This window comes from Chryseobacterium sp. IHB B 17019, from assembly GCF_001456155.1.
In the GTDB taxonomy this organism is placed as follows: Bacteria; Bacteroidota; Bacteroidia; order Flavobacteriales; family Weeksellaceae; genus Chryseobacterium.
Genome location: NZ_CP013293.1, coordinates 1,548,473 through 1,573,119, shown reverse-complemented (window position 1 = coordinate 1,573,119; position 24,647 = coordinate 1,548,473). Strand labels below are relative to the sequence as shown.

At 35.5% G+C, this 24,647-nt stretch carries 25 protein-coding genes; 16 read left to right on the top strand and 9 right to left on the bottom strand.

Translation table 11 applies throughout. From position 1 onward, the window contains the following. Nucleotides 1-77: 77 nt before the first annotated feature. The 7 genes from purF to ATE47_RS07115 all read right to left on the bottom strand — a co-directional run bounded on the left by purF (nucleotide 78) and on the right by ATE47_RS07115 (nucleotide 6,105). Nucleotides 78-1,577: an amidophosphoribosyltransferase gene (gene purF, locus ATE47_RS07140; protein ID WP_062161317.1), complete on the bottom strand. Its 1,500-nt coding sequence runs from the start codon at nucleotides 1,575-1,577 to the stop codon at nucleotides 78-80. Between the two features lie 64 nt (nucleotides 1,578-1,641). After that, nucleotides 1,642-1,731 (bottom strand): hypothetical protein, encoded by a 90-nt coding sequence (locus ATE47_RS19470; RefSeq protein WP_335338447.1) that lies wholly within the window; start codon nucleotides 1,729-1,731, stop codon nucleotides 1,642-1,644. 14 nt (nucleotides 1,732-1,745) lie between these two features. Then, nucleotides 1,746-1,955, bottom strand: coding sequence for a four helix bundle protein (locus ATE47_RS19465; protein ID WP_335338445.1), 210 nt, complete (start codon nucleotides 1,953-1,955; stop codon nucleotides 1,746-1,748). Between the two features lie 80 nt (nucleotides 1,956-2,035). Beyond that, nucleotides 2,036-2,758: a phosphoribosylaminoimidazolesuccinocarboxamide synthase gene (gene purC / locus ATE47_RS07130; protein WP_062161316.1), complete on the bottom strand. Its 723-nt coding sequence runs from the start codon at nucleotides 2,756-2,758 to the stop codon at nucleotides 2,036-2,038. A gap of 68 nt (nucleotides 2,759-2,826) precedes the next feature. Further along, on the bottom strand, nucleotides 2,827-3,522 hold the full coding sequence (locus ATE47_RS07125) for a DUF3307 domain-containing protein (RefSeq protein WP_062161315.1): 696 nt from the start codon (nucleotides 3,520-3,522) through the stop codon (nucleotides 2,827-2,829). Between the two features lie 3 nt (nucleotides 3,523-3,525). Continuing rightward, nucleotides 3,526-4,131 (bottom strand): SatD family protein, encoded by a 606-nt coding sequence (locus ATE47_RS07120; protein ID WP_062161314.1) that lies wholly within the window; start codon nucleotides 4,129-4,131, stop codon nucleotides 3,526-3,528. A 108-nt stretch (nucleotides 4,132-4,239) separates the two neighbouring features. Further along, nucleotides 4,240-6,105 (bottom strand): endonuclease, encoded by a 1,866-nt coding sequence (locus tag ATE47_RS07115; protein WP_062161313.1) that lies wholly within the window; start codon nucleotides 6,103-6,105, stop codon nucleotides 4,240-4,242. Between the two features lie 195 nt (nucleotides 6,106-6,300). Between ATE47_RS07115 and ATE47_RS07110 the strand changes: the two genes are divergently transcribed. The 16 genes from ATE47_RS07110 to ATE47_RS07035 all read left to right on the top strand — a co-directional run bounded on the left by ATE47_RS07110 (nucleotide 6,301) and on the right by ATE47_RS07035 (nucleotide 22,741). Next, nucleotides 6,301-7,440: an acyl-CoA dehydrogenase family protein gene (locus ATE47_RS07110; protein WP_062161312.1), complete on the top strand. Its 1,140-nt coding sequence runs from the start codon at nucleotides 6,301-6,303 to the stop codon at nucleotides 7,438-7,440. Nucleotides 7,441-7,458: 18 nt separating this feature from the next. Then, the gene (locus ATE47_RS07105; RefSeq protein ID WP_062161311.1) at nucleotides 7,459-7,956 is read left to right on the top strand and encodes a DinB family protein; all 498 of its coding nucleotides are present in this window, start codon (nucleotides 7,459-7,461) and stop codon (nucleotides 7,954-7,956) included. A 204-nt stretch (nucleotides 7,957-8,160) separates the two neighbouring features. After that, on the top strand, nucleotides 8,161-11,091 hold the full coding sequence (locus ATE47_RS07100; protein WP_062161310.1) for a reprolysin-like metallopeptidase: 2,931 nt from the start codon (nucleotides 8,161-8,163) through the stop codon (nucleotides 11,089-11,091). A gap of 168 nt (nucleotides 11,092-11,259) precedes the next feature. Further along, nucleotides 11,260-11,727 carry a nucleoside triphosphate pyrophosphohydrolase family protein gene (locus tag ATE47_RS07095; RefSeq protein ID WP_062161309.1) on the top strand — a complete coding sequence of 156 codons (468 nt, stop codon included), beginning with the start codon at nucleotides 11,260-11,262 and terminating at the stop codon, nucleotides 11,725-11,727. 1 nt (nucleotide 11,728) lies between these two features. Beyond that, nucleotides 11,729-12,295, top strand: a complete 567-nt coding sequence (locus ATE47_RS07090; RefSeq protein WP_062161308.1) for a TlpA family protein disulfide reductase — start codon at nucleotides 11,729-11,731, stop codon at nucleotides 12,293-12,295. Between the two features lie 3 nt (nucleotides 12,296-12,298). Then, a complete protein-coding gene (locus ATE47_RS07085) occupies nucleotides 12,299-12,904 on the top strand; it encodes a DUF4230 domain-containing protein (protein WP_062161307.1) in 606 nt (201 codons plus the stop codon). Nucleotides 12,905-12,961: 57 nt separating this feature from the next. Beyond that, complete coding sequence (locus ATE47_RS07080; protein ID WP_062161306.1) at nucleotides 12,962-13,147, top strand: hypothetical protein; 186 nt, start codon at nucleotides 12,962-12,964, stop codon at nucleotides 13,145-13,147. A 173-nt stretch (nucleotides 13,148-13,320) separates the two neighbouring features. Continuing rightward, on the top strand, nucleotides 13,321-15,240 hold the full coding sequence (gene thrS, locus ATE47_RS07075; protein WP_062161305.1) for a threonine--tRNA ligase: 1,920 nt from the start codon (nucleotides 13,321-13,323) through the stop codon (nucleotides 15,238-15,240). Between the two features lie 174 nt (nucleotides 15,241-15,414). Next, the gene (infC, locus tag ATE47_RS07070; RefSeq protein ID WP_181898016.1) at nucleotides 15,415-15,915 is read left to right on the top strand and encodes a translation initiation factor IF-3; all 501 of its coding nucleotides are present in this window, start codon (nucleotides 15,415-15,417) and stop codon (nucleotides 15,913-15,915) included. A 212-nt stretch (nucleotides 15,916-16,127) separates the two neighbouring features. Then, nucleotides 16,128-16,949: an alpha/beta fold hydrolase gene (locus tag ATE47_RS07065; RefSeq protein ID WP_062161303.1), complete on the top strand. Its 822-nt coding sequence runs from the start codon at nucleotides 16,128-16,130 to the stop codon at nucleotides 16,947-16,949. 114 nt (nucleotides 16,950-17,063) lie between these two features. After that, a complete protein-coding gene (locus ATE47_RS07060) occupies nucleotides 17,064-18,833 on the top strand; it encodes a hypothetical protein (protein WP_062161302.1) in 1,770 nt (589 codons plus the stop codon). A 40-nt stretch (nucleotides 18,834-18,873) separates the two neighbouring features. Beyond that, nucleotides 18,874-19,497, top strand: a complete 624-nt coding sequence (locus ATE47_RS07055; RefSeq protein WP_062161301.1) for a hypothetical protein — start codon at nucleotides 18,874-18,876, stop codon at nucleotides 19,495-19,497. Between the two features lie 34 nt (nucleotides 19,498-19,531). Further along, nucleotides 19,532-19,729 (top strand): 50S ribosomal protein L35, encoded by a 198-nt coding sequence (gene rpmI / locus ATE47_RS07050; RefSeq protein WP_002979658.1) that lies wholly within the window; start codon nucleotides 19,532-19,534, stop codon nucleotides 19,727-19,729. A 120-nt stretch (nucleotides 19,730-19,849) separates the two neighbouring features. Next, nucleotides 19,850-20,194: a 50S ribosomal protein L20 gene (gene rplT / locus ATE47_RS07045; RefSeq protein ID WP_062161300.1), complete on the top strand. Its 345-nt coding sequence runs from the start codon at nucleotides 19,850-19,852 to the stop codon at nucleotides 20,192-20,194. 108 nt (nucleotides 20,195-20,302) lie between these two features. Then, nucleotides 20,303-21,475: a M28 family peptidase gene (locus tag ATE47_RS07040; protein WP_062161299.1), complete on the top strand. Its 1,173-nt coding sequence runs from the start codon at nucleotides 20,303-20,305 to the stop codon at nucleotides 21,473-21,475. A 96-nt stretch (nucleotides 21,476-21,571) separates the two neighbouring features. After that, nucleotides 21,572-22,741, top strand: a complete 1,170-nt coding sequence (locus ATE47_RS07035) for a M28 family peptidase (RefSeq protein WP_062161298.1) — start codon at nucleotides 21,572-21,574, stop codon at nucleotides 22,739-22,741. Between the two features lie 35 nt (nucleotides 22,742-22,776). Here ATE47_RS07035 and ATE47_RS07030 read toward each other — a convergent pair whose 3' ends face one another. Together ATE47_RS07030 and ATE47_RS07025 are read right to left on the bottom strand one after the other, a co-directional pair. Then, entirely contained in the window at nucleotides 22,777-23,874 is a 1,098-nt protein-coding gene (locus ATE47_RS07030) for a glycosyltransferase family 4 protein (RefSeq protein ID WP_062161297.1), read from the bottom strand. Beyond that, the gene (locus ATE47_RS07025; protein WP_062161296.1) at nucleotides 23,871-24,647 is read right to left on the bottom strand and encodes a polysaccharide deacetylase family protein; all 777 of its coding nucleotides are present in this window, start codon (nucleotides 24,645-24,647) and stop codon (nucleotides 23,871-23,873) included. Before ATE47_RS07025 ends, ATE47_RS07030 begins: the two co-directional genes overlap by 4 nt.

The following is a 24,647-nucleotide window of genomic DNA, read 5'->3' as shown; positions in this document are numbered from 1 at the left end:
CCAATTTAATTTCAATGAAAAGGCCGGACTTAGTAAATTAAGTCCGGCCTTTCGCTTTTTATTTACATTAATATTTTTTAATTAAATAATTCCACCTCTTCTCCTTTTCCTACAGGATATTGTTCTGTAAAGCATCCGAAGCAGTGGTTGGAAGAACCTAAAATTTCTTGAAGGTTTTCTACACTTAAAAATTCTAAAGAATCAACGCCAAGATATTTTCTAAGCTCTTCAGTAGTCATATTTGCAGAAATAAGATCATCTTTTGACGGTGTATCAATTCCTAAGTAACAAGGTGCAATAATCGGTGGTGAAACACTTCTGAAGTGGATCTCTTTCACACCTGCATCTTTTAAAATCTTCACCAGTCTCTTGGAAGTGGTTCCACGAACGATAGAATCGTCAATGATCACTACCCTTTTATCTTTAATTTCAGAAATAATAGGATTTAATTTAAGGTTCACTACCCTTTCTCTCATTTCCTGAGTCGGTACGATGAAGCTTCTTCCGATGTATCTGTTTTTAATCAAAACCGGACGGAAAGGAATTCCCGAAGCCTTTGAAAAACCAATCGCTGCCGGAACTCCCGAGTCAGGAACTCCAATCACGATATCTGCTTCCACAGGAGCCTGATGCCAGATTTTTTCTCCAGATTTCTCCCTGATTTCGTAAACATTGATATTTTCCAATGTCGAATCCGGTCTCGCAAAATAAATATATTCAAAAGAACAGATTCTTTGCTTTCCTTTTTCTTCATCTGCCATGTAAGAGTGAAGTTTTCCAGGTTCATTTTCGTTGGTATAAACGATTTCCCCCGGCAAAATATCACGTACATATTGAGCTCCAACAGCATCTAAAGCCACAGATTCTGAAGCTACCACGTAAGAATTTTCGTTGATTGCCCCCAAAACCAAAGGTCTGATTCCGTTGAAATCCCTGAACGCAAAGAATTTATTTCTCGTCATTCCTACAACAGAATAGGCGCCTTCAATTTTCTCCATCGTTGCTTTGATGGCTCCTCGAAGACCAAGGTCAAGATTTTTCTGGATTAATCTTAAAATCACCTCAGAATCGGAAGTTGCCCTGAAAACTACGCCTTCAGCCTCCAATTCTTGTTTTAATTCTTTTGCATTGGTAAGATTACCGTTATGCGCTATGGAAAGTATAATCTGGTCATATTCGTTTTTCGCGAAAAATGGCTGGAAATTATATTTCTTTTTGTCTCCTGCAGTCGTATAGCGGGTGTGCCCGATTGCAGAATTTCCCATAAAAGTTTCAGGATCCTGGATCTCTTTATAAACATCTAAAACCAACCCTTCATCTTTCATATTGGTGATTCTCCCGTTTTTTAAAACAGAAATACCACAAGCTTCCTGACCCCTGTGCTGAAGCGCAAAAAGCCCGAATTGTGAAAGAGAAAACGTATCAAGATCATTATCAGAATACATTCCGAAGATACCGCACTCCTCATTAGGAGCATCCAGCCTCTCTTCTTCCTGCGTCCTGAAAAGATTTCTTCCGTAGGTCTGAGTTTCAAATTGTTTTAAATATTCACTTTTATGAATGTCTAAACTTTTCATTTCTATTTTTTCTAAATTAGAAGTTAGATATTAGATGTTAGAAATTAGTCTAAGTTAACTTCAATTATAATTTTAAACTTGTCTTTAATGAATAAATCATTTTCTGTATCTCAGCTAAAAGTTCTTTTAGAGGAACAATTTTAACTTCAGAAATAAAATTTAAATCTATTAATAACTGTAATTGAGTTTGTAATTCGTATGTTGAACAAACACAATTCCAAGAAATTGATAAAATTCATTCTTGTTATTTCTTCCTGCTCCTTCTGCAATATTAGACGGTATTGAAGCTGCACATCTTCTGATTTGAGATAATAAACCAAACCTTTCTTCAGTTGGTAATTCTGCGGAAACTAAATAAACTTCTTTTACTAAAGCCATTGATTTAGTCCCAAACTTTAAGATCTTCTATCCGGTGCGATTTCACTAACTTCTAATATCTAACTTCTAACTTCTAAAATTTACTTACCAAGTAAATTTTTCAATCTGTTGTAGATCTCAACGTAAGCTTCAGTTACTTCTCCAAGATCTCTTCTGAATCTGTCTTTATCCAGCTTCTTCATCGTATCTTTGTCCCAAAGTCTGCAAGTGTCCGGAGAAATTTCGTCTGCAAGGATGATTTCGCCGTCTGAAGTTTTACCTAATTCGATTTTGAAATCAACTAAGATAATATTCATTTTGTCGAAAAGATCGATCAGGATTTCGTTGATATCAGAAGTCAACTCATACATTTCGTCAAGCTCTTCGTACGTTGCAGCACCTAAGAAAACAGCGTGGTGATCGTTGATAAGCGGATCTCCCAACTCGTCTTTTTTGTAGCAGATATCGAAAATCGTAACCGGAGATTTGATTCCCTCTTCAACTCCTAATCTTTGAGCCATGCTTCCTGCAGAATAATTTCTTACAACCATTTCTAAAGGAATGATGGATACTTTTCTTACCAATTGCTCTCTTTCGTCCAATTTTTTAATGAAATGAGTCTTAATCCCTTTTTCATTTAAATATTCAAAAATCAAAGTGGTGATGGCATTGTTCATTTCACCTTTTAAATCAACAGATCCTCTTTTTTGAGCATTAAATGCTGTAGCATCGTCTTTGAAACGTACTACTACTTGATCAGGATTATCGGTAGCAAATACTTGTTTTGCCTTACCCTCGTACAACATTTCTTTCTTTTGACTCATAATTTTACTTTTTTTAAAAAGGAATCCGTGAATCTACGATTTCCATTGCTTTATTAGATTTATTTATATTATTTAATTAAAATTCCTGTTAAAACCGCCATTCCAAAGCTTAGAAGTGTACCTATCAATACATATTCCGTCAGTTTTCTCTGCTTGGCCTGCGCCAGATCGCTGAATCTGAATACAGATTTTGCAGCCACCATAAAACCTACGCCTTCCCAGTGATCTACCACAATGAAAGTGAATACCAGTAAACGTTCTAAAATCCCAATATATTTTCCGGCACTTGATAAAGATTCGGTTTGTATATTGCCTGCTGTCTCTGGAACGGGTGTCCATGAAGACAATAATATTTTGATGAAAATGGATGCCGGTGTTGTCAGAAACAAAGCTGCCATTACTATTTTTAAGAATTCCTGATTTTTAAAAAATTCAATAGTAAATTCATTAAAATAAAACGAAACTCCCGCAATTACCAAAATATGAAGAAACTGATCGATAAAAAACCAGTTCTTTTTAGTCTTTGCATTCTGAAAAGTCAACTTGCAGGCATCAATAATAAAATGTGAAATACCAACAAGCGCAGCAACCCACCAAAGCTTCAAATCCCAAAGAAAAATAAGACTCAAAACAGCGTGAATCAGAACATGAAAATACAAATATTTGCTTTTGAGCTTACGATTTTCCTTATCTGCAACCCATGAATTTGGCTGGAGAATAAAGTCTCCAAATAAATGTGCCAATATGAGTTTAATAAAAATCATGTTTTATAATTCTGAAATTTTCTTTCTAAAATATTGATTGGTTTCTACGATCAGCTCGTAGTTTGCGCGTTTCAGCCTCTGGCTTACCGATGACTGTGAGATGGCAAACTTTTTCGCAAGATCTTCCTGCGTAATGTCTTTATTCATGATCATTTCGTGGATGATTTCTGCGGTGGCCACCGTCCAGTTGTCAAAATCTTTTGATGACCATTTCAGTAAAATATTCAGGTCTCTGTCTACGGAATCGTTGGAAGTTTTGATGGAAACAGTGTGTCCGTCATTCTTCAGGTCGTTTAATAGCCGTCCGGAGTTTACATACGCAGTTCCGTTGGATTCGGTAATTTTTTCTGAAGAAAAATTTTCTTCACCAATACCGATCGCAATTCTTACATCTAGATTTTCCTGACTTTTTAAGAGTGATTTTATAGCTAAGAAATGCCAGAACACATCATCAATATTACATTTCATCTGAAACTCGTCCCCTCTGTAGATATCCCATGTCTGAGGATTGCTCCCCCAGTTTCCGAGAAGATTTTTCAGCTTGGTAATCCAAAGCTTTGTTTCCGAGTGTTCTGAATTTATAATATCTCCGGTAATGACCGCTATCATTTTGCAAATATAAGCATATTTACTTATATATAAAATAGCATTTATGGATGTCTTATATTAATAAAGTCACTTATATGAATTCAATAGAAGTTTACGTTTTGGTTTAATTTATTTTTTGATAAACTTAAAGACTTCTTCATCCAGTTTTAATAAATAAATCCCGGCAGGCAACTCCTGAACAGAAATACCATTTTTATTTTTAAACGGATCTTTTTCGGTGTAAATTAATTTTCCTGAAAGATCTGAAATCTGTGCATTTTTTACATTTTCAACCTTTCCATTTACGAAAATATTGTCATGCACCGGATTTGGATAAATTTTAAGCTGATTATTTTTAGCTAAAACCACGTCAGAAGCGGAAAGTGTTCCTAAATTCTGGCAATAATCTGTCGGGTAAGAATCCCATTCATTAACATTAAAAGTTGTCGTTGGTTGATTAATATTAGCCTTTCTATACAAAGAGACATTTGCTAAAACGGAAGAATTACTGGTACTTGAAACTCCAATTGCATCTACAGTTGTATTTTTATATCTTAATTCCAAATAATTACTTCCCGTAAAAGTCATTTGCGGAGCAGCCGTTACAAATTTCGCCTGATTGATGGTAAGGCATGAAAAATTTGCATTAGGATTAAGAATTACGGCCGTTTCATTATTCTGAATAACCCCTTCCAATTCGTACGGATCAGGGAAATAATAATTGCTTCCGCTTGTAAACTGAATTGATAATCTGTAATCGCTTAAATTTACGGTATGACCTGTTTTATTGGTGATTTCTAGTGCCTTATTATTAGAACTTCCTTCCAGATATTTTGTAACCATTATATCTTTTGCATAAATATCTGATGCTAAAGTTGTTATTGAAGCCGTATTGCTGTCAGAAGAAAGCAAATATCCGCTATCATAAGCTTTTACCGTAAAATTATACGTGGTAGAAGGCGTTAAATGATCAATGCTGATTGAATTTCCTTTCGTAGAAGCAACCAGAGTTCCATTTTGATAGATTTTATATCCGATTACGTCCGTACTGGAGCTTGGAGTCCAGCTTAATGTGGCAAAATAGGCGCTGTTTTGGGTTACCGTTAAGTTCGTTGCGCTTTGTGGTGCAGCCGAATCCGGAGTTTGTCCCCAAATGGCATTTATCCAGGTTGGATTATCAATAAAAGGATTTCTGTTTTTCTGTAAATTATAAACTGCATTGTTTCTGTCAATTTCCTTCTGAGAAACGGGATCCATATTATGCCATTGAAGAAGCATTGCGATGTAAGCCGGGTCAAAAGACCTTTCTTCCGTTCCATCCAGTGGATTCGTGTCGGAAGCCGGATTTACATTATTATTAAAATTAAAAGTCCCTAATTTTCCTTCATATCTTACCGCAAAATACAATAAGCTTCTTGCTACATCGCCTTTAAACTCATTAATGGGTTCATAGACACGGCCAGTATACGTTGAGCCGGGAATTGCAGAATTCCCTATCCTCGAAGAGTTTGTAAATGTATAATATATAGTAGATCCTACAATTCCGTAAGGATAATTGCTTCTCAGCTGATTGATTCTGGCATCCGTCGGAACTACAAAAAATAAATCGGAATACATGGGATAATTGCTGTAAAATGTGCTTTGAGGCATCATGTGTTCCCGGTTCCAGCCCAGACCTTCAGCATTTGCACTTCCTATAATGTTGGCTGTTGTGTATTCATAAGCATCTGCTGCTGTCGGGATTTCAGAATACATATCCAATAAAAGTGTCGTATTTGTTGCATCATGATCATAATATTTATCCAAATCCGTCTGATTATAATAATTGGTAAGATCACTATAATTCCAGTTGATATTCTTCACCGAAATAATATCATGCAGTTTTGATTTTAGTGCGTAGCCCGTCAAACCCGTAGTTCCGTCGTAATATCCTGCCGGAGCCTGTCCAGAATAATATGATGAAATTAAAATGAAAGAAAGTAAAAGTTTTTTCATGCTTAAAAAAAATAGGTTGGCTAAAATAGTAAATAAATCTACTGAAAATTAAGAAATAATTATTAAAAAATGATTAATTTTTAAAGTATAAAAAATTGAAAATTAAAACTTTGCGAATAAAATACAATGCAGTTAATAATTTTTTTTAGTATTTCATCAATTTAAGTATCTTTGGGAACTAACTATTTTATCTATATGAATACAGAGACTATTGACAACATTAAAATGATTGCGGAAACGGCAAAAGAATTTGCTGAAAAGAATATTAGACCTAATATTATGGAGTGGGATGAAAGTCAGACTTTTCCAAAAGATTTGTTTCATCAGTTAGGCGAAATGGGCTTCATGGGAATCGTTATTCCTGAGCAATATGGAGGTTCTGGTCTCGGTTATCATGAATACGTTACGATTTTGGACGAAATCTCTCAGGTAGATCCTTCTATCGGGCTTTCTTTGGCGGCACACAACTCACTTTGTACCAATCATATTTATGAATTCGGAAACGAAGAACAGAGAAATAAATGGCTTCCTCAGTTAGCTTCCGGTAAAGTAATCGGAGCTTGGGGTTTGACAGAGCACAATACAGGTTCTGATTCCGGAGGTATGTCTACAACAGCCGTAAAAGATGGTGATGGGTGGATTATTAACGGTGCTAAAAACTTCATCACTCACGCGATTTCAGGTGATATTGCGGTAGTAATGACAAGAACAGGTGAAAAAGGAGCAAAAAATAACTCAACAGCTTTCGTTTTAGAAAAAGGAATGGCTGGTTTTTCTTCTGGTAAAAAAGAAAATAAGCTGGGAATGAGAGCTTCAGAAACAGCTGAATTAATTTTTGACAATGTTCGTGTACCGGATTCTCACAGATTAGGAGAAGTTGGAGAAGGTTTCAAACAGGCTATGAAAATTTTGGACGGTGGTAGAATTTCTATCGCTGCATTAAGTTTAGGAACAGCAAGAGGAGCTTACAAAGCTGCTTTAAAATATGCTAAAGAAAGACATCAGTTCGGAAAATCAATTTCAGAATTCCAGGCTGTAAACTTTATGCTGGCAGATATGGCAACGGAAATTGACGCTTCAGAATTGTTGATCCAGAGAGCTGCAACTTTGAAAAACGCTAAACAAAAAATGACAAGAGAAGGAGCTATGGCAAAATTATATGCTTCCGAAGCTTGTGTGAGAATATCAAACAACGCCGTTCAGATTTTTGGAGGTTACGGATATACAAAAGACTTCCCTGCTGAGAAATTCTACAGAGATTCTAAGCTTTGTACGATCGGAGAAGGTACTTCTGAAATTCAGAGATTGGTTATCGGCAGAGATATTACAAAATAAAAATTTAAATTAATACAAATGATCAAACAAGCCCTCATAGGTGAATTTTTGCATGAAGCAGAAAGCACAAGAAAACTTTTAAAGGCAATTCCTGATAGTGCTTTGGAATTTAAGCCATCTGACATCAACTGGACAACGGCTCAACTGGCTTCCCACGTTGCGGAGGTTTACAATTGGTTCGATTCTACTTTTAATCTGGATGTTTTCGATATGGGAACTTATCAGTATGATAAAGGAGATATTTCCAAAGCAGAGAATATTGTTGCAAAATTTGAAGAAAATGTTGCAAAAGCTCAAAATGTTTTAGAAAATTGGGACGAAAGCACGGTGATGAACGAATGGAAAATGGAAATGGACGGAAATACGATCTTCCCCCCTATGCCGAAAATTCAGGTGGTACGTTCTTTTTTATACAATCATTTGTATCATCACAGAGGTGAGTTGGTAGTTTATTTAAGATCTACCGGAAATAAAGTTCCGGGATTGTATGGACCGACTGCCGACGATAAGTTTTAGAAATTAGAATTATATCATTAATAAGTGAATAGCACTCGTACTTTGCGGGTGCTATTTTCTTTTTATGAGAAAATAAAATTTTCGTCATATTTAATGTATTGCATAATTTTTTAAATGAATAATCTAAAAATTCCTTAAAAAATTTTGTTTTTCATAATTAAATTTTTATTAGCTTTGATATTCCACAATCAAAAGAGAATTTATATGAAAAAACAATTATCCATGATTGGAATGCTTCTTCTATCGGGCATTTCTTTCGCGCAGACCGATCGTCTTTGGTCTGAAGGTTCACAAAAAACAATTTCTGAAATTTTTGAAAACAAAACAAACATTAACAATCCCAAGATTTACAGTCTGGATATTAATGGCCTAAAAAATGTTTTGGCAAAAGCTCCAAAAAGACTAGCAGCCGGAGAAAAATCAGAGGTTATTATTTCTTTCCCTAATTCTGAAGGTAGAATGGAAAATTTCAAAGTAAAAGAAAATTCCAATTTTGATCCGGCATTGGCTGCAAAATATCCGGACATCAAATCTTACGTTGGAGAAGGTCTGGATGACCCGAATTCCACGGTTTATTTTAGTGTTTCACCACTTGGCTTATCATCAATGGAGATTTATGGGGACAAATCCGCAGTTTTCATTGAGCCATACACAAAAGACTTATCAACTTATGTGGTTTATAAAAAATCAGATAAAAAAGATAATCTTAACAAATTTGAATGTACTGTAATTGATGTTGCCCAAAAAGGAGTTATCAACACCAATATTGCAGCAAGACCAAACGCAGATGATGCTACTTTAAGAACATTTAGGTTGGCATTATCTTCTACCGGGGAATACACCGCTTATTTCGGAGGAACAAAAGCCAATGCTTTAGCCGCAATGAACAACACAATGACCCGCGTAAACGGTGTTTTTGAAAAAGATTTTGCAGCGAGAATGGTTTTAATTGCTAATAATGATGCGGTAATTTACACAAGTGCTTCATCAGATCCTTACTCTCCTTCTTCTCAGATGAACAACTGGAATTCACAGTTACAATCTACTTTAACATCGGTAATCGGAGAAGCAAATTATGATGTCGGACACCTATTCGGAGCTACGGGAGGTGGTGGAAATGCAGGCTGCATCGGATGTGTTTGTACAAACGGATCAAAAGGAAGCGGCTACACTTCACCGGCAGACGGAATTCCTGCGGGAGATAATTTTGACATCGATTATGTGGCTCACGAATTAGGGCATCAGTTCGGAGGAAATCACACTTTCTCAATGAGTAATGAAGGAACAGGAGTAAATATGGAACCTGGTTCAGGATCAACAATCATGGGATATGCAGGAATTACTGCTCAGGATATTCAGCCGCATTCAGATGCGTTCTTCCATGCGATCAGTATTCAGCAGATTACTAATAATATCAAGGCTAAAACCTGTCCTGTAAGCACAAACACCGGAAATGCAATTCCAACAGCCAACGCAGGATTAGATTACACAATTCCGAAAGGAACTCCATTTATGTTAACAGGTAGCGGAACAGATGCCAACGGAGATTCTTTAACTTATATCTGGGAACAAATGAACAATGCTTCATCCTCACAGACAGGAGCAAGCTCTGCAGCAAGTGCTACAAAGGCGACAGGTCCTACTTTCAGATCATGGACACCACAAACTACTCCAACAAGATATTTCCCAAGAATGGCTTCTATTTTAACAGGAGCAACCACAACGGCAGGCTCAGAAATCACTGTCGAAGCTCTTTCTAATGTGGCGAGATCCTATAACTTCAGATTTACCGTTCGCGACAACAGAGCCGGAGGTTCTGGTAATAATTCTGACGACGCGGTAATTACAGTAAACGGAACGGCGGGACCTTTTAATGTAAGTTCACAAAATTCAGCAACAACTTATGCAGGTGGAAGCTCTCAAACCGTTACATGGAACGTGGCCGGAACTACTGCAAACGGCGTAAATGCTGCCAACGTAGACATTCTTTGGTCAACAAACAGCGGAAATACATGGACTACTCTACTGGCTGGAACTCCAAACGACGGTTCCCAGGCGGTAACCATTCCAAATTCATCTACCACAACAGGAAGAATTATGGTAAAAGGTTCAAACCATATTTTCTTTGATGTAAATAATGCAAATATCACTGTAAATGCAGGTTCAGGAGGCACAGATACAGTCGCTCCGACAGCCCCTGTATTGGCAGCTTCAGGCACAACTTCTACAAGCACAAATCTTTCTTGGTCAGGAGCAACGGATGCTGTTGGCGTTACAGGCTACGATGTATATCAAGGTGCATCATTAATTGGTTCAACTGCTTCTGCAACGTATACTGTGACAAGTTTAACACCATCAACAACTTATAGCTTCTCAGTTAAAGCAAAGGATGCGGCAGGAAATGTTTCACCTTCAAGCAATTCGGTGAGTGTAACAACGCTTGCAGGAAGCACGGTAACGTATTGTTCAGCTTCTGCAACGAATACAGCGGACGAAAGAATCGGAAATGTGAAATTCGGAACCATTAACAATACATCAACAGGAACAGCTGGTTATGAAGATTTCACTTCCGTTTCCACGAATGTAACAAGAGGATCTGCGTACACAATTTCTGTAACACCTGTTTGGACTTCAACAACTTACAGCGAAGCTTATGCCGTGTATATTGATTACAACAAAGACGGAGATTTCACAGACAGTGGAGAATTAGCATGGTCTAAAGCTGGTTCTACAACAACTCCGGCTACGGGATCAATCACAATTCCGGCAGCAGCAGCTCTTGGAACAACAAGAATGAGAGTGATGATGAAATACAGCTCGGTTCCTACATCTTCTTGTGGTTCTTATACTTACGGACAGGTTGAAGATTATACTTTAAATATTGTTTCATCGGGAAGAGGAGAAACAGTTGATACAAAAGATTTATTAACTGATATTAAATTATATCCAAATCCGGTAAGAGATATTTTAAATGTTTCAAATACAACGTCGGAAGATTATAAAATCTTCGATATGGGTGGAAAACTAATCAATTCAGGAAAACTTGAACGAGGCTCTGTGAACGTAAGTAACCTTATCAAAGGCGCTTACATGATCCAAATCGGTGAAATCACAAAGAGATTCATTAAAAATTAATGACTTACTCGATTTAAACACTAAGCGAAGGCTGTTCGGAAACGGACAGTCTTTTTTATGGGTAATGAGTAATTCGTAATTATGAATTATTTTAATTAAAAAACTAACCTCTAATTTCTAGCTTCTAACTTCTAAAAATTTTATATTTGCCTTAAATAAAAAATATTCATGGATAAAATTGACAGTCTGAACCAGGTAGCAGAATTCCACACCACTTTCAAAGCCCCTATTTTAGATACTCCACAGATTCCTTCTCCCGAAAGATGCAACTTAAGAGTTGAACTTTTACAGGAAGAATTAAACGAGTTAAAACAAGCCATCGCTGATCATAATATCGTAGAAATTGCAGATGCTCTTTGCGATTTGCAGTATGTTTTGAGTGGCGCTGTTCTGGAATTCGGACTTGGCAGCAAATTTGTAGAGCTATTCAACGAAGTTCAGCGTTCCAATATGTCGAAAGCTTGCGATAATGAAGAACAGGCACAGGAAACCGTTGAATTTTACAAAGAAAAAGATGTAGATTCATTTTATGAAAAATCAGGCGAAAAGTACAATGTTTACAGAAAGGCAGATCATAAAGTCTTGAAAAACAAATACTACTCACCTGCTGATTTAAAGACAATTATCGAAAAATAGCATGAAAAAATTTATTACAAATATTGCAGTTGTTTCCTGCATGGCATTGGCTTCTCAACAATTGAGCGCCCAGAAAGTAGTGGTAAACCGCGAAGTTGAAACTACAAACGACGGTAAAATGCTGTTGGGGCACCAGCTAAAAGACCAGTTCCTGAAAGCTCCATATGCAGATTGGTACGTGAAAGAACATGACGAATATGCAATAGATCAGAAAGCAATCGGAGAATTAAAAAAAGGAAAATTTAATACTTATGATCTCATCGTTTTCATGGGAACATGGTGCGAAGATTCTCACAGAGATTTCCCAAGGTTAATGAAAATTTTGGAGGAATTGAAGTTTCCAGAAAATAAATTAACTATAATTGCTTTAAACCGTAAAAAAGAATCCCCAAATGGCGATGAAGGGCTTTATAATATTCAGAAAGTCCCTACAATTATTGTACAGAAATACGGTAAGGAATTAGGAAGGATTATAGAAATGCCTACAACAGGGTATATTGAAAGAGACCTGGTTAATATTTTAAAGAAAGACGACAGTTCTGTAATTAAAGAAATTTTTAAGAATTAAGATTTGAGAAATATCAGAATTTTAGTTCCGTTTGTGGCGGGAATTGTCTTAATGACCATCCTGTTTTTCAGTTTTAAATCTTGTTTTAATCCTACTGAAAAAACGGAGAAATCAGACTATTATATTCTCACCAACCAGATTTCAAAAATGAATAAAATGGTGGTGTTGGAGCAGAATACTTCTTCGATGCAGAAAACCAAAATGGGCTATGAAGTCTTTGGAAAAGAGGTTTCCAGCAACAGTATAATCACTTATACGAAAACCACGGCGCAGGTTTCTTATGACTTAAATAAAATGAAGCTGGAAGTGGATTCCATCAATAAAAAGCTAATTATTAAAGAACTTCCGGAGGCTGATATCAGAATCACCCCAAGTGTTGAAATTCAATCGATGGATGATTCTTTTATTAACAGAATTTCTGAGAAAGACATTAAAAATGTAACTCAAAAAGCGAAAGAAACTGCTATGAAATCTGTTAACCAAAATCAATTGAGAACAGAAGGACGTCAACAATTAATGGAAAATCTTAATAATATTTTCGTTTTGGCAAAGGCTTTGGACTATAAGATTGAAGACCAGACAGGCAAGCTGGGAATTTTAGGACTTTAGAAATCCAAAATCTCTCAGATTTGAATCCTGAATTTTTAACCTTAAAACTTCAGCGCTATGAATTCAAAAGGAGACGACAAAAAGAAAGAATCTGCAAATACGGCAGAAACGAAAAAACAAAATGAGGATTTTCGTGGTATTCCCGCCGCATCAGAAAAAACAAATCCACCTGATATTGATAAAGAAGATGTTCAAAAATCTTCAAAAAACAATAAGTCAGGAAAAACAGATAATACTAAGTGAAAGCTTAGTATTTTTTTGCTTAAAGTTAAAAAACAACCATAAATTTCCCTTTAAAAATAATTAATCCAAACATTAGGAAAATTTATCATTAAATTTTTGGGAATAATCCTGCAACAATTTCTCAAAGAGATAAAAATTGCGTATTTTTGCATCTTAAAATTTCTTAGTAAACAATGATAAAAATTACACTTCCAGACCAAAGTGTCAGAGAATTCGAGGCAGGAGTTACTCCGCTAGATGTGGCAAAATCTATTAGTGAGGGATTGGCTAGAAATACCATTTCCGCAGTTGTTAATGACAAACAAGTAGAGACGACCACGCCTATTACCACGGATTCTACGGTGCAATTGCTTACCTGGAATGATGATCTTGGAAAGAAAGCTTTCTGGCATTCTTCGGCCCACCTTTTGGCGCAGGCTATCCTTGAGTTTTATCCTAATGCTAAGTTGACAATTGGCCCTGCCATCGAAAGCGGATTCTATTATGACGTAGATTTCGGGGACGAAAGCTTATCTGAAAAAGACTTCGAGAAGATTGAAAAGAAGGTATTGGAAAATGCTAAAAAAGGTTCAACGTTCTCATTATACCCTGTTTCTAAAGAAGAGGCATTAAAAGTTTACGCAGATAATCCTTATAAGGTTGAATTAATTTCAAACCTTAATGACGGGGAAATCACTTTTGTAACTCATGACGACTTTACGGATCTTTGCCGTGGAGGTCACATTCCGAATACAAATATTGTAAAAGCTGTTAAGATTTTAAATGCAGCAGGAGCATACTGGAGAGGAAATGAAAAAAATCCTCAATTAACAAGAGTTTACGGTATTTCTTTCCCAAAACAGAAAGAACTTACTGAATATCTTGAAAGATTAGAAGAAGCAAAAAGAAGAGATCACAGAAAATTAGGTAAAGAATTAGGGATTTTCGCATTCTCAGAAAAAGTTGGAGCTGGTTTACCATTATGGTTGCCAAAAGGTACCGCTTTAAGAAGAAAACTGGAAAATTTCCTTTCTGCAGCTCAGAAAAAAGGAGGTTATGAATTCGTAATGACACCGCATATTGGTGCAAAAGATTTGTATGTAACTTCAGGACACTGGGATAAATATGGTGCAGACAGCTTCCAGCCGATCAAAACTCCAAATGAAGGAGAAGAATTCATGCTGAAACCAATGAACTGTCCTCACCACTGTGAAATTTACAAGACTTCACAATGGAGCTACAGGGATTTACCGAAAAGATACGCGGAATTCGGGACTGTCTACAGATATGAGCAGTCAGGCGAGCTTCATGGATTGACAAGGGTTCGTGGATTTACTCAGGATGATGCTCACCTTTTCTGTACTCCGGATCAGTTGTTGGGAGAATTTGAAGACGTAATTGATCTTGTATTGTATGTTTTCAAATCTTTAGGTTTTGAAGATTTTATGACTCAGGTTTCTTTGAGAGATCCTGAAAACAGAGAAAAATATATCGGTTCAGACGAGAATTGGGAAAAAGCAGAAAAAGCGATCATCACGGCAGCAGCAAACAAAGGTTTGAAAACTGTTGTTGAATATGGTGAAGCGGCATTCTACGGCCCGAAACTGGATTTCATGGTGAAGGATGCTTTGGGTAGAAAATGGCAGCTTGGAACAATTCAGGTTGATTATAATTTACCGGAAAGGTTTGATCTTCACTATATTGGAAATGATAATGAGAAGCACAGACCGGTAATGATCCACAGAGCACCATTCGGGTCTATGGAACGTTTCATTGCAATTTTGCTTGAAAATACAGCAGGAGATTTCCCGCTTTGGCTGAGTCCGGATCAGTTTATTATTCTTCCGATCAGCGAAAAATATGTAGATTATGCTAAAAAAGTTTCACAATTTTTAGAAAATCACGATATTAGCGGTCAAATTGATGACAGGAACGAGAAAACGGGTAAAAAAATCCGTGATGCAGAATTAAATAAGATCCCATTCATGCTTGTTGTAGGGGAAAATGAAGAGAGGGATGGCACAATTTCTGTACGTAGACGTAGTGAAGGAGACCTGGGAGTAATGAATATGGAGGATTTTGTTTCTTACTTTAAAAAAGAAGCAGCGATATAAATTAATTAAGAGATTAAATATTTAGAAATTAAGATATTATTAAAACGAATTTCTGAATCTCTGAATCTATTAATTTAAAATAAAATTAATACTAACCAATAAAATTATAATACAATAGCACAAAGATTTAACAACAGGGGCCCACAGAGACGTCCGGTACAAGAGGACGCGCATTTGATCAACGATAAAATTCGTGTGAGAGAACTTCGTTTGGTGGGCGATAACGTAGAGCCGGGAGTATATCCAACTGACAAAGCAAGACAATTTGCTCAAGAGCAGGATTTGGATCTGGTAGTAATTTCCGACAAGGCTGAACCTTTTATTGCTAGGATATTGGACTATAAAAAGTTCTTATACGAGCAAAAGAAAAAACAGAAGGAACTAAAAGCTAAACAAGTGAAAGTAGTGGTGAAAGAGATCCGTTTCGGACCTCAGACAGACGAGCACGACTATGAATTCAAGAAAAAGCATGCTGAAAAATTCCTTGAAGAAGGTTCAAAATTGAAGACCTACGTATTTTTTAAAGGACGTTCGATTATCTTTAAAGATCAGGGAGAAATCTTGCTTTTAAAATTGGCTCAGGAACTTGAGCATGTCGGAAAAGTAGATCAGCTTCCTAAACTTGAAGGAAAGAGAATGATTATGATGATGAGTCCTAAAAAACCAGCTAAATAATCTACAGCCAGATCATTGAGATCTGATTTACGATATAAACCTCAAAGCAATTTGAGGTTTTTTTATTTATATAATATACTATTAAAATTGAATAAAATTTTAACTTAGGTTAAGATTCAATGAAAAGTTTAATCATACATTTGCTTTAGAAATAAGGAACAAAACTTATTTGAATCAAAAATAAATTATTAAACAATTAAACACCACAAGCTATGAGCACACTTAAACTAAAAGACGGAACAGAAATTTTTTACAAAGATCAAGGAGAAGGACCAGTATTGATGTTCCACCACGGATGGCCTTTATCATCAGATGACTGGGATGCACAGGTTATCTTTTTCTTACAGAAAGGTTACAGAGTAATTACTCACGACAGAAGAGGACACGGGCGTTCCAGCCAGAATATTTACGGTCACAATATTGAAACTTACGCCGCAGATGCTGCCGAGCTGGTAGAATTTCTGGACCTGAAAGACGTAGTTCACATCGGGCATTCTACAGGTGGTGGTGAAGTGATCCGCTATGTGAATAAATATGCCAACGGCAGAGCAAAAAAAGCAGTATTAATCAGTGCGGTTCCGCCAATTATGGTGGCAAGCGAAAGCAATCCGGACGGTGTTCCAATGGAAGTTTTCGACAACATCAGAGATCAAACTTTAAACAACAGACAGCAGTTTTATATTGATTTGACGATTCCTTTCTACGGCTACAACAGAGAAGGTGCCAATGTAAAAGAAGGAATCCAGAGAAACTGGTGGAGACAGGGAATGATGGGTGGTATTGTTGCTCATTATGATGGCATTAAGGCGTTTTCTGAAACTGATTTCAGAGAAGACCTGAAGGCTGTTGATATTCCGGTTTTGGTTTTACATGGTGAAGATGACCAAATTGTGCCTTATCAAAATGCTGCATTAAAATCTATTAAATTGTTGAAAAACGGTACGTTGATCACGTATCCAGGTTTCCCTCACGGAATGCCAACGACGGAAGCAGAAACAATTAATAAAGACATTTTAGAATTTATTAAAGCATAATTTTATCTAAATATTTAAAGCGAAGCTGCAGAACTAATCTGTGGCTTTTTTATTTTTCGTTATTTTGCAGTGCATTTCCGAAAAGTTTGGAAAGCTCTTGTCAATAAAATATGTATGAAGCTTGGATATCAATCTTTTTTTCTAATTACGGTCATTATTTTCGCTTTAGGCTGTTTTTACTACTACCCTTTCATTTCTGATGACAGCTTAATATCCTTACGTTATGCAAAACGTTTTATTGAAGGAAAAGGTTTAACGTGGAATGACGGGCATCCCGTAGAAGGATATTCCAATCTGCTTTGGGTGCTGGGCGTTTCTGCTTTGGGAAAAATGGGAATGGATCTTATCGTTGCGGCAAGAATTTTAGGAATTATCTGTTCGATAGGAACATTAGCGGCAATTTTATCCTATTTCAGGACACAAAGTATTAAAAAAGAATATATTTTCCTGGCTGTACTTTTATTGGTTACTACTCCATGCTTTGTAGTCTGGGCGATTGGCGGGCTGGAGCAGCCTTTATATATTTTCCTTTTAACCTTAGTGTTGATAGAGGTTTCAAGAATTGTGAATGATAAGAATTTCAGCAAAATATATTTGTTGTCTCTTTGGCTCGGACTTTTAGCGATTACAAGGCCCGACGGCTTTTTATTCACGATTTTGACCTCCGGATTTTTATTGTTCATTAATAGAAATAACAAAAGAAATCTTATTAAAATTTTCTTTGCAGCTGCTATATTGCCAACTTTATTTTTATTGGGACAATTAATTTTCAGATACAATTTTTACGGTGAATGGGTTCCGAATACAGCTTTGGTGAAGGTAAAAGTTACTATTCATCATATTCTGAGAGGCGGATTTTATAATGTAAAAGCCTTTCTTGCGACCTTGCTTTTATCTACGTTGGGATTATTCACTTTGTACCACTTAGTATTCCAAAAGAAAAACCTCTTTGGATTCTTTTTATTGTTGAATATAATTGCGTGGGTTTCCTATGTAACTTTGGTGGGTGGAGATATATTTCCGGCTATTCGGCATTATTATGTTGTATTAATTTTATTTGTTTTTGCCATCATTTTTGGTCTTGACAAACTTCAATTTACAATCAAAAATAAAAATACCAAACTTGGGTTGATTTTTTTACTGATCATTAACGGATATGCTCAAACTCTTATTCCTCTTAATCATTATGCGATTGACGAGCGCTGGGAATTCCGGGGAATGAAGCTAGGTGAAACTTTAAAAAATACTTTTCCTGATAAAACTTTAATTGCTGTTACTGCTGCCGGATGCATTCCGTACTCGTCTGATTTACCGACAGTTGATATGCTTGGTTTAAATGATTACTACATACCGCGCCATCCTCCAGAAAATTTTGGAACTGGTGCCTTAGCTCATGAATTGGGCGATGCCAAGTATGTTTTGAATAGAAATCCTGATATTATTATTTATCATATGGGTGTCATTCCTGAGTTTAATGTGGGTGAACAGATGAAAATTAATCCTGTTTTTAAAAATAATTATGTACAGGTTTTAGCTGAGCAAAATAATGATCAGCATATTTTATATTTTAATAAATACGGAAAAAATACGGGCATTAAAAAGAGACATGACATGTTACAGATTCCGGGTTACTTATTTAACAATACTTCCGGTGAAAAAAGTTTTTTTATTGAAAATAAGCTCGTAAAGCTGATGGACAAAGGGAAACCTTACAATTTATCTTTTATTAATCCTTCTAATGAAAAGTGGGAAGTAAAAAATTCCGGAACTAATTCTTCAGATTTTGATGTAAAAATTATGTATGAAAATAATGCTGTAAAAGTAGTTCTTATTCCAGAAAAAAGAATATTTTTAGAAAAACTGGAATTACAGAGGAAATATTAAGATTTTTCCGTACTTTTGCAAACTAATTTATAAAAACACAATGATAAAAAAAATTATCCTGATAACAGGACTAGTGGGTTCATGTATTATATATGCCCAGAAATTCCCAGCTGTACTTACTTTTAAAGATGGAAAAGTAGTGAATGGATTTGCTGACGAATTGGCAAAAGTAAGTAAGAAAAACTTGCTTGATTATAAAGAATCAAAAGACGCACAAAAGAAACAAGTTTCGTTGGATGATTTAAGTAAAATCGAGTATAAAGAAGGAAATAAAACTGCCATTGCAGAACCTATACCAGTTGCAGAACTGAAAAATGAAAAAAAATGGCTTTATAAAATTTATACTGGAAAATTAAATGTTTATACTTTTTCAAATGGAGATATTGAAAACTCTTTTAGAAATGGTAATTTTTATTCAAAAGAAGCTAAACATTCAATTTATATTTTCCAATATAAAAATGAGCCCGGAAATATTGTAACTTCAATGATGGATGGCGGACCTTTAACTATAAATTCATTTCAGAAAAAAGCTAATGTAAAAGCTTTATTGAAATATTTTAAAGATAAATGTCCAAAAGTAAATGAAGCTTATGAAAAAGGTGAAATAGAATTTAAAAAAGATCCTTTCACTTTTGTTGAATATTTCGAAAAAAATTGTAATTAAAAATATTGATAACAAAACAATAAAAAGCAAAACAATGCCAAAATTAAAAACGAAATCAGGTGCTAAAAAACGTTTTGCTCTTACTGGTTCTGGTAAGATCAAAAGAAAAAATGCTTACAAAAGCCACATCTTAACTAAAAAAGAAACTAAGCAGAAGAGAAATCTTACTACTACTTCTTATGTAGCTAAAGTGGATGAAAAAAGCGTTCAACGTCAATTAGCAATTAAGTAGTTTTTATAAATCTATATTCGGTTTATAAGAATTCAAAACAATTCAAAATTTTAACCCTGAAATGGAGCAGCTAAGAGTAATGAAACAATTTACCGCACATTTCAAAAAAACAATTAAATTATGCCAAGATCAGTAAACTCCGTAGCTTCAAGAGCTCGTAGAAAGAAAATTATTAAGCAAGCTAAAGGTTTTTTCGGCAGAAGAAAGAACGTTTGGACTGTAGCTAAAAACGCCGTGGAAAAAGCAATGCAATATGCTTACCGTGGTAGAAAAGAGAAGAAAAGAAACTTCAGAGCACTTTGGATCACTCGTATCAACGCAGGAGCCAGAGTACACGGAATGTCTTACTCTCAGTTTATGGGAGCTCTTAAAAAGAACAACATTGAGCTTAACAGAAAAGTTTTAGCTGATTTAGCAATGAATCACCCTGAAGCTTTCAAAGCTGTTGTAGAACAAGTAAAATAATAATGTAGAATTTTTTGTTATCAATATAAATCCTGAGTTTTTTGCTCAGGATTTTTTTATTATATACATTTGCCTAATATTATTAAATTTATAAAATTTTCTTAAATAGTGAAAAAATTAACTACTTTTCTACTCTTTTCATTAGCAACTTATAGCTTCAATGCTCAAAGTTTTATCCAGGCTTATCAGAACAGAGCAAATATGGTTTCTCAGACGAATATTACCACAATGCTGCAGGATTTTGAAAACCTTGGTATTAAAACGACTGGTTCTACCGCCAACACAAATACATTAAACTGGCTTAAAGCAAAATACCAATCCTATGGATATACAGCCAGTCAAATTGTGGAAGATCCTTTTACTTTTGGAGGAAATGTAAGCTCTAAAAATTTAATTATCACAAAAACCGGAACAACATATCCCAATATTTACGTTATCATTTGCGGACATTATGATACCGTAAATGGCGCCGGTGTAAGTGATAACGGAAGCGGAACTTCTATCATCCTGGAGGCGGCGAGGATTTTAAAAGATATCCCTACAGAATATTCTATCAAGTTTATTCATTTTTCAGGGGAAGAGCAAGGCTTGCAAGGCAGTGGGCATTATGCAGATAATGTGGTTTTCCAAAATAACGTTCGTCAACTGAATGTAAGATTGGTTTTCAACCTTGATCAGGTGGGAGGAAAAATAGGAAATATCAACAATGCTATAAAATGTGAAAGCGACCAGGCCGGATTACCGGGAAATAATGCACAGTCTTTGACGTTTACCCAACAACTGGCAACTTGTACGACTCTGTATTCTCCATTGCTATCAGTGATGTCAAACGCTTATTCTTCAGATTATGTTCCTTTTGAGCAAAACGGGGACATTATTACAGGATTCTATGAAAATATCAGAAGTTATAATGAACATACGGTGAACGATACCTTTGCCAATGTGGATCCTACTTATGTTTTTAATGTAGGAAAAGCTGCAGTCGGGGCACTTCAGCATTTTGCGGTGGCAACGAGTGTTCTGGGAACAAATGAAACAGCAACTAATTCTCTGGAATCTGTACAAATTTATCCTAATCCCGCAAAAGATGTTTTAAATATTGAACTTCCAAAAGACATCAAACATTTCAGTCTAGAAATTACAGACCTTACAGGCCGATTAGTTTTAAACAAGGAAAACGAAACGAAAATTAATGTTTCAGATCTTGCAAACGGCGCTTATTTGTGTACAATTAAAGCAAATGATAAAACAGCGGTAAGAAAAATTATTATAGGAAAATAATATTAAAAACTTAAAATAAATTGAATCCTGAATTGCTCAGGATTTTTTTATTTCTAAATTTGCAGGATTATGAAAAATACAAAAAAGTAACACAAGATGAAAAAAATTACCACACTACTACTCTTTTCTTTATCAGGTTTCAGTTTAAATGCACAAAGCTTTATTCAGGCCTATCAGAACAGGGCCAACATGGTTTCACAATCCAATATTACGACGAATCTACAGGATTTTGCTAATTTAGGTATTAAAACTACGGGCTCGACAGCCAATGTGAACGCGTTTAACTGGCTTAAAGATAAATACTTAGCTTTCGGATATACTGCCAGTCAGATTACGGAAGACCCGTTTACTTTCAGCAATAAAAGCTCGAAAAACTTAATTATAACTAAAATAGGAACGGTTTATCCCAATAAATACGTGATTATCTGTGGGCATTTTGACAGTATCAACGGTCCCGGAGTCAATGACAACGGAAGCGGAACGTCGATCATTTTGGAAGCTGCAAGGATTTTAAAAGATGTTCCTACGGAATATTCAATTAAATTCATTCATTTTTCCGGTGAAGAGCAAGGCTTGCTGGGTAGCGATCATTATGTCAACAATGTAGTGTATCAAAATAATGTTAAACAGTTGGATATCAAGGTGGTTTTCAATCTTGACCAGGTTGGTGGAAAAATGGGAAACAATAACGATACGATTTTTTGTGATGAAGATCAGGGAGGTTTAGCAAGTAATAACGCCGCTTCAACAGCAATGACTCAACAATTGAGAAACTGCACCCAACTGTATTCCACCCTTCTTACAGATGTTGATCCTGCAGAAGACACAGATTATATACCGTTTGAGGAAAAAGGAGAAGTCATTACAGGCTTTTTTGAAAAGATCAGAAGTAATTATCCGCATACATCCAATGACACTTTTGCAAATACAGATCCTGTCTATATTTTCAATGTCGGAAAGGCTGCTGTAGGAGCATTACAGCATTTTGCAGTGGCAACAACAGCTGTTTTGGGAACTAATGAAACAAAATCCAATACTTTGGAATCGGTAAAAATCCATCCGAATCCGGCCAAAGATATTTTAAATATTGATCTTCCAAAAGATATAAAAGATTTCCATTTTGAAGTCACAGATTTGCTCGGACATGTATTGTTGAAAGAAGATAATAATACCAATGTTAATGTTGGAAATCTTGTTACCGGAGCTTATATCGGAACTTTAAAAGCCAAAGGGCAAACCGTTGTCAGAAAAATTTTAATTAAATAGTAAAATGAAACCTCGCGATTGTGAGGTTTTATTTTTTAAAGTACTTTCTGATAAAGATTCATCAGTTCATTAGCAATGACTTCATCATTAAACTTCTGAACAAATTGAAAACCCTTGTCAGCACGGCGTTTTCTCTCTGCTTCATTGTTCCAGAGGAATTTTATTTTAGATTGAATATCCAGGTAGTTTTCAGGGGCTACATATACAGAATCCGGGCCGCCGGCTTCGGGAAGACAGCTTGTATTGCTTGTTATAACGATTGTTTTTGAGAAAAGAGCTTCTATTACCGGAATCCCGAATCCTTCAAAAAAACTGGGATAGATAAAAATATCCGCCGATTTGTAGATTACAGCAAGCTCATCCATGGAAACTCCTTCCAAAAAGTGAACCCGTTTCTCCATTTTATTCCTTTGAATAAAACTTAATATTTTTTTGAAATATTTTGTCTTTTTCCCGACAACAACTAGGGGAATATCGATGTCTTTAAGAGCTTTAACAATATTGAAAAGATTCTTTCGCTCTTCGATAGTTCCTACATTTAAAATAAATCTTTCAGGAAGATTAAATTTTTCTTTTGTTAACGTAATAAATTCTTCCTGTTGCTGTTCCTTAAAAGCCTGATGACAACCTTGATAAATCACTTCAATTTTAGTTTCAGGAACCTTTAAAAACTCAATAATATCACGTTTTGTCTGTTCTGAAATAGCAATAATTCTATCTGCAGAATTAGCCGCTTTTTTGAATTTCCAGAAATGAATTTTACGGTCAAAAAAAGAATAATATTGAGGATATCTTACAAAGATCAGGTCATGGATTGTGACAATCTTTTTGATGGGTTTCTTATCCCATTTCAAAGGCAATTCACCTGACAAGCCATGAAAAATATCCGCATTCTGTTTTTGCGCATCCCTCCCCATTTTGAACTGTCGGGACATCTTTCCTTTAGATGTTTCGACAAAATGAACGTTGGATTTTTCTAAACTATCCGCTCCTCTTTCTGATTTGTTTTTATTTAATAGAATATATTCGTTTTCAGGAAAATATTTCGCCAGAATTCGGACAAGATCCCTGGAATAGTTACCTAAACCCGAAGTGTTGTGAAAAAAACGTTTGGCATCGAAAGCTATTTTCATGATTCAATTTGTTTTTGGAATTCCTGAAATGTCCCGAATGAATAATCTTTACTTTTAAGCCAAGAAATAAATTGATCAAACCTTTCAACCATATCTTTTCCTGAATTTTTTACAGTAAAACCAGGTAGCTTAAAGGCTTCATCTTTAATTTCTGCAAATTCCCACGGATGAAAATATATATTTAAGTAATTATCATTTTTCAATGTATCCGAAGCCAATTTTTTATAAAAAGATAAAGGGAAATTATGAAAGCTCAGCCAAAATAAAGGGATCCTGAAATTCGGGGAAACTGATGCCGGAATTTGCGTAACATTTCCTTCTTTGAAATAAGTCCTTGAAACCTTTAAATTATTATATCTTCCCGGAAGAAATGTAGGATTGATCGAAGAATTGTAAGAATATCCTGCATTTTCAACAGCCTTTTCGTCGACAGGCATCATTCTTGGCATCCTTAATCCGGTTACTTTTGTTGAAAATAACTGAGCTAATCTTTCTCTGGATTCTTTTAAATGTTTTTCCTCAAATTCGGAGTGAAACCATGTATGGGAGGCCAGTTCGTGGCCTTCGCTTAACAATCTTTCAATAAGAGGTTTACTGTTTTCCGCAAAAATGACTGTTGAAAAAAAAGTAGCTTTTGCCTTGTGCTTTTTTAGAATATCTAAAATTCTTTCAAGTCCGGTTTGTGAGATAGAAATCTGCTTTTCAAAAGGAATTTCTCCCTTGTATTCCAATGGCATATCAAATTCCTCAATGTCAAAACTTAATAAAACCAT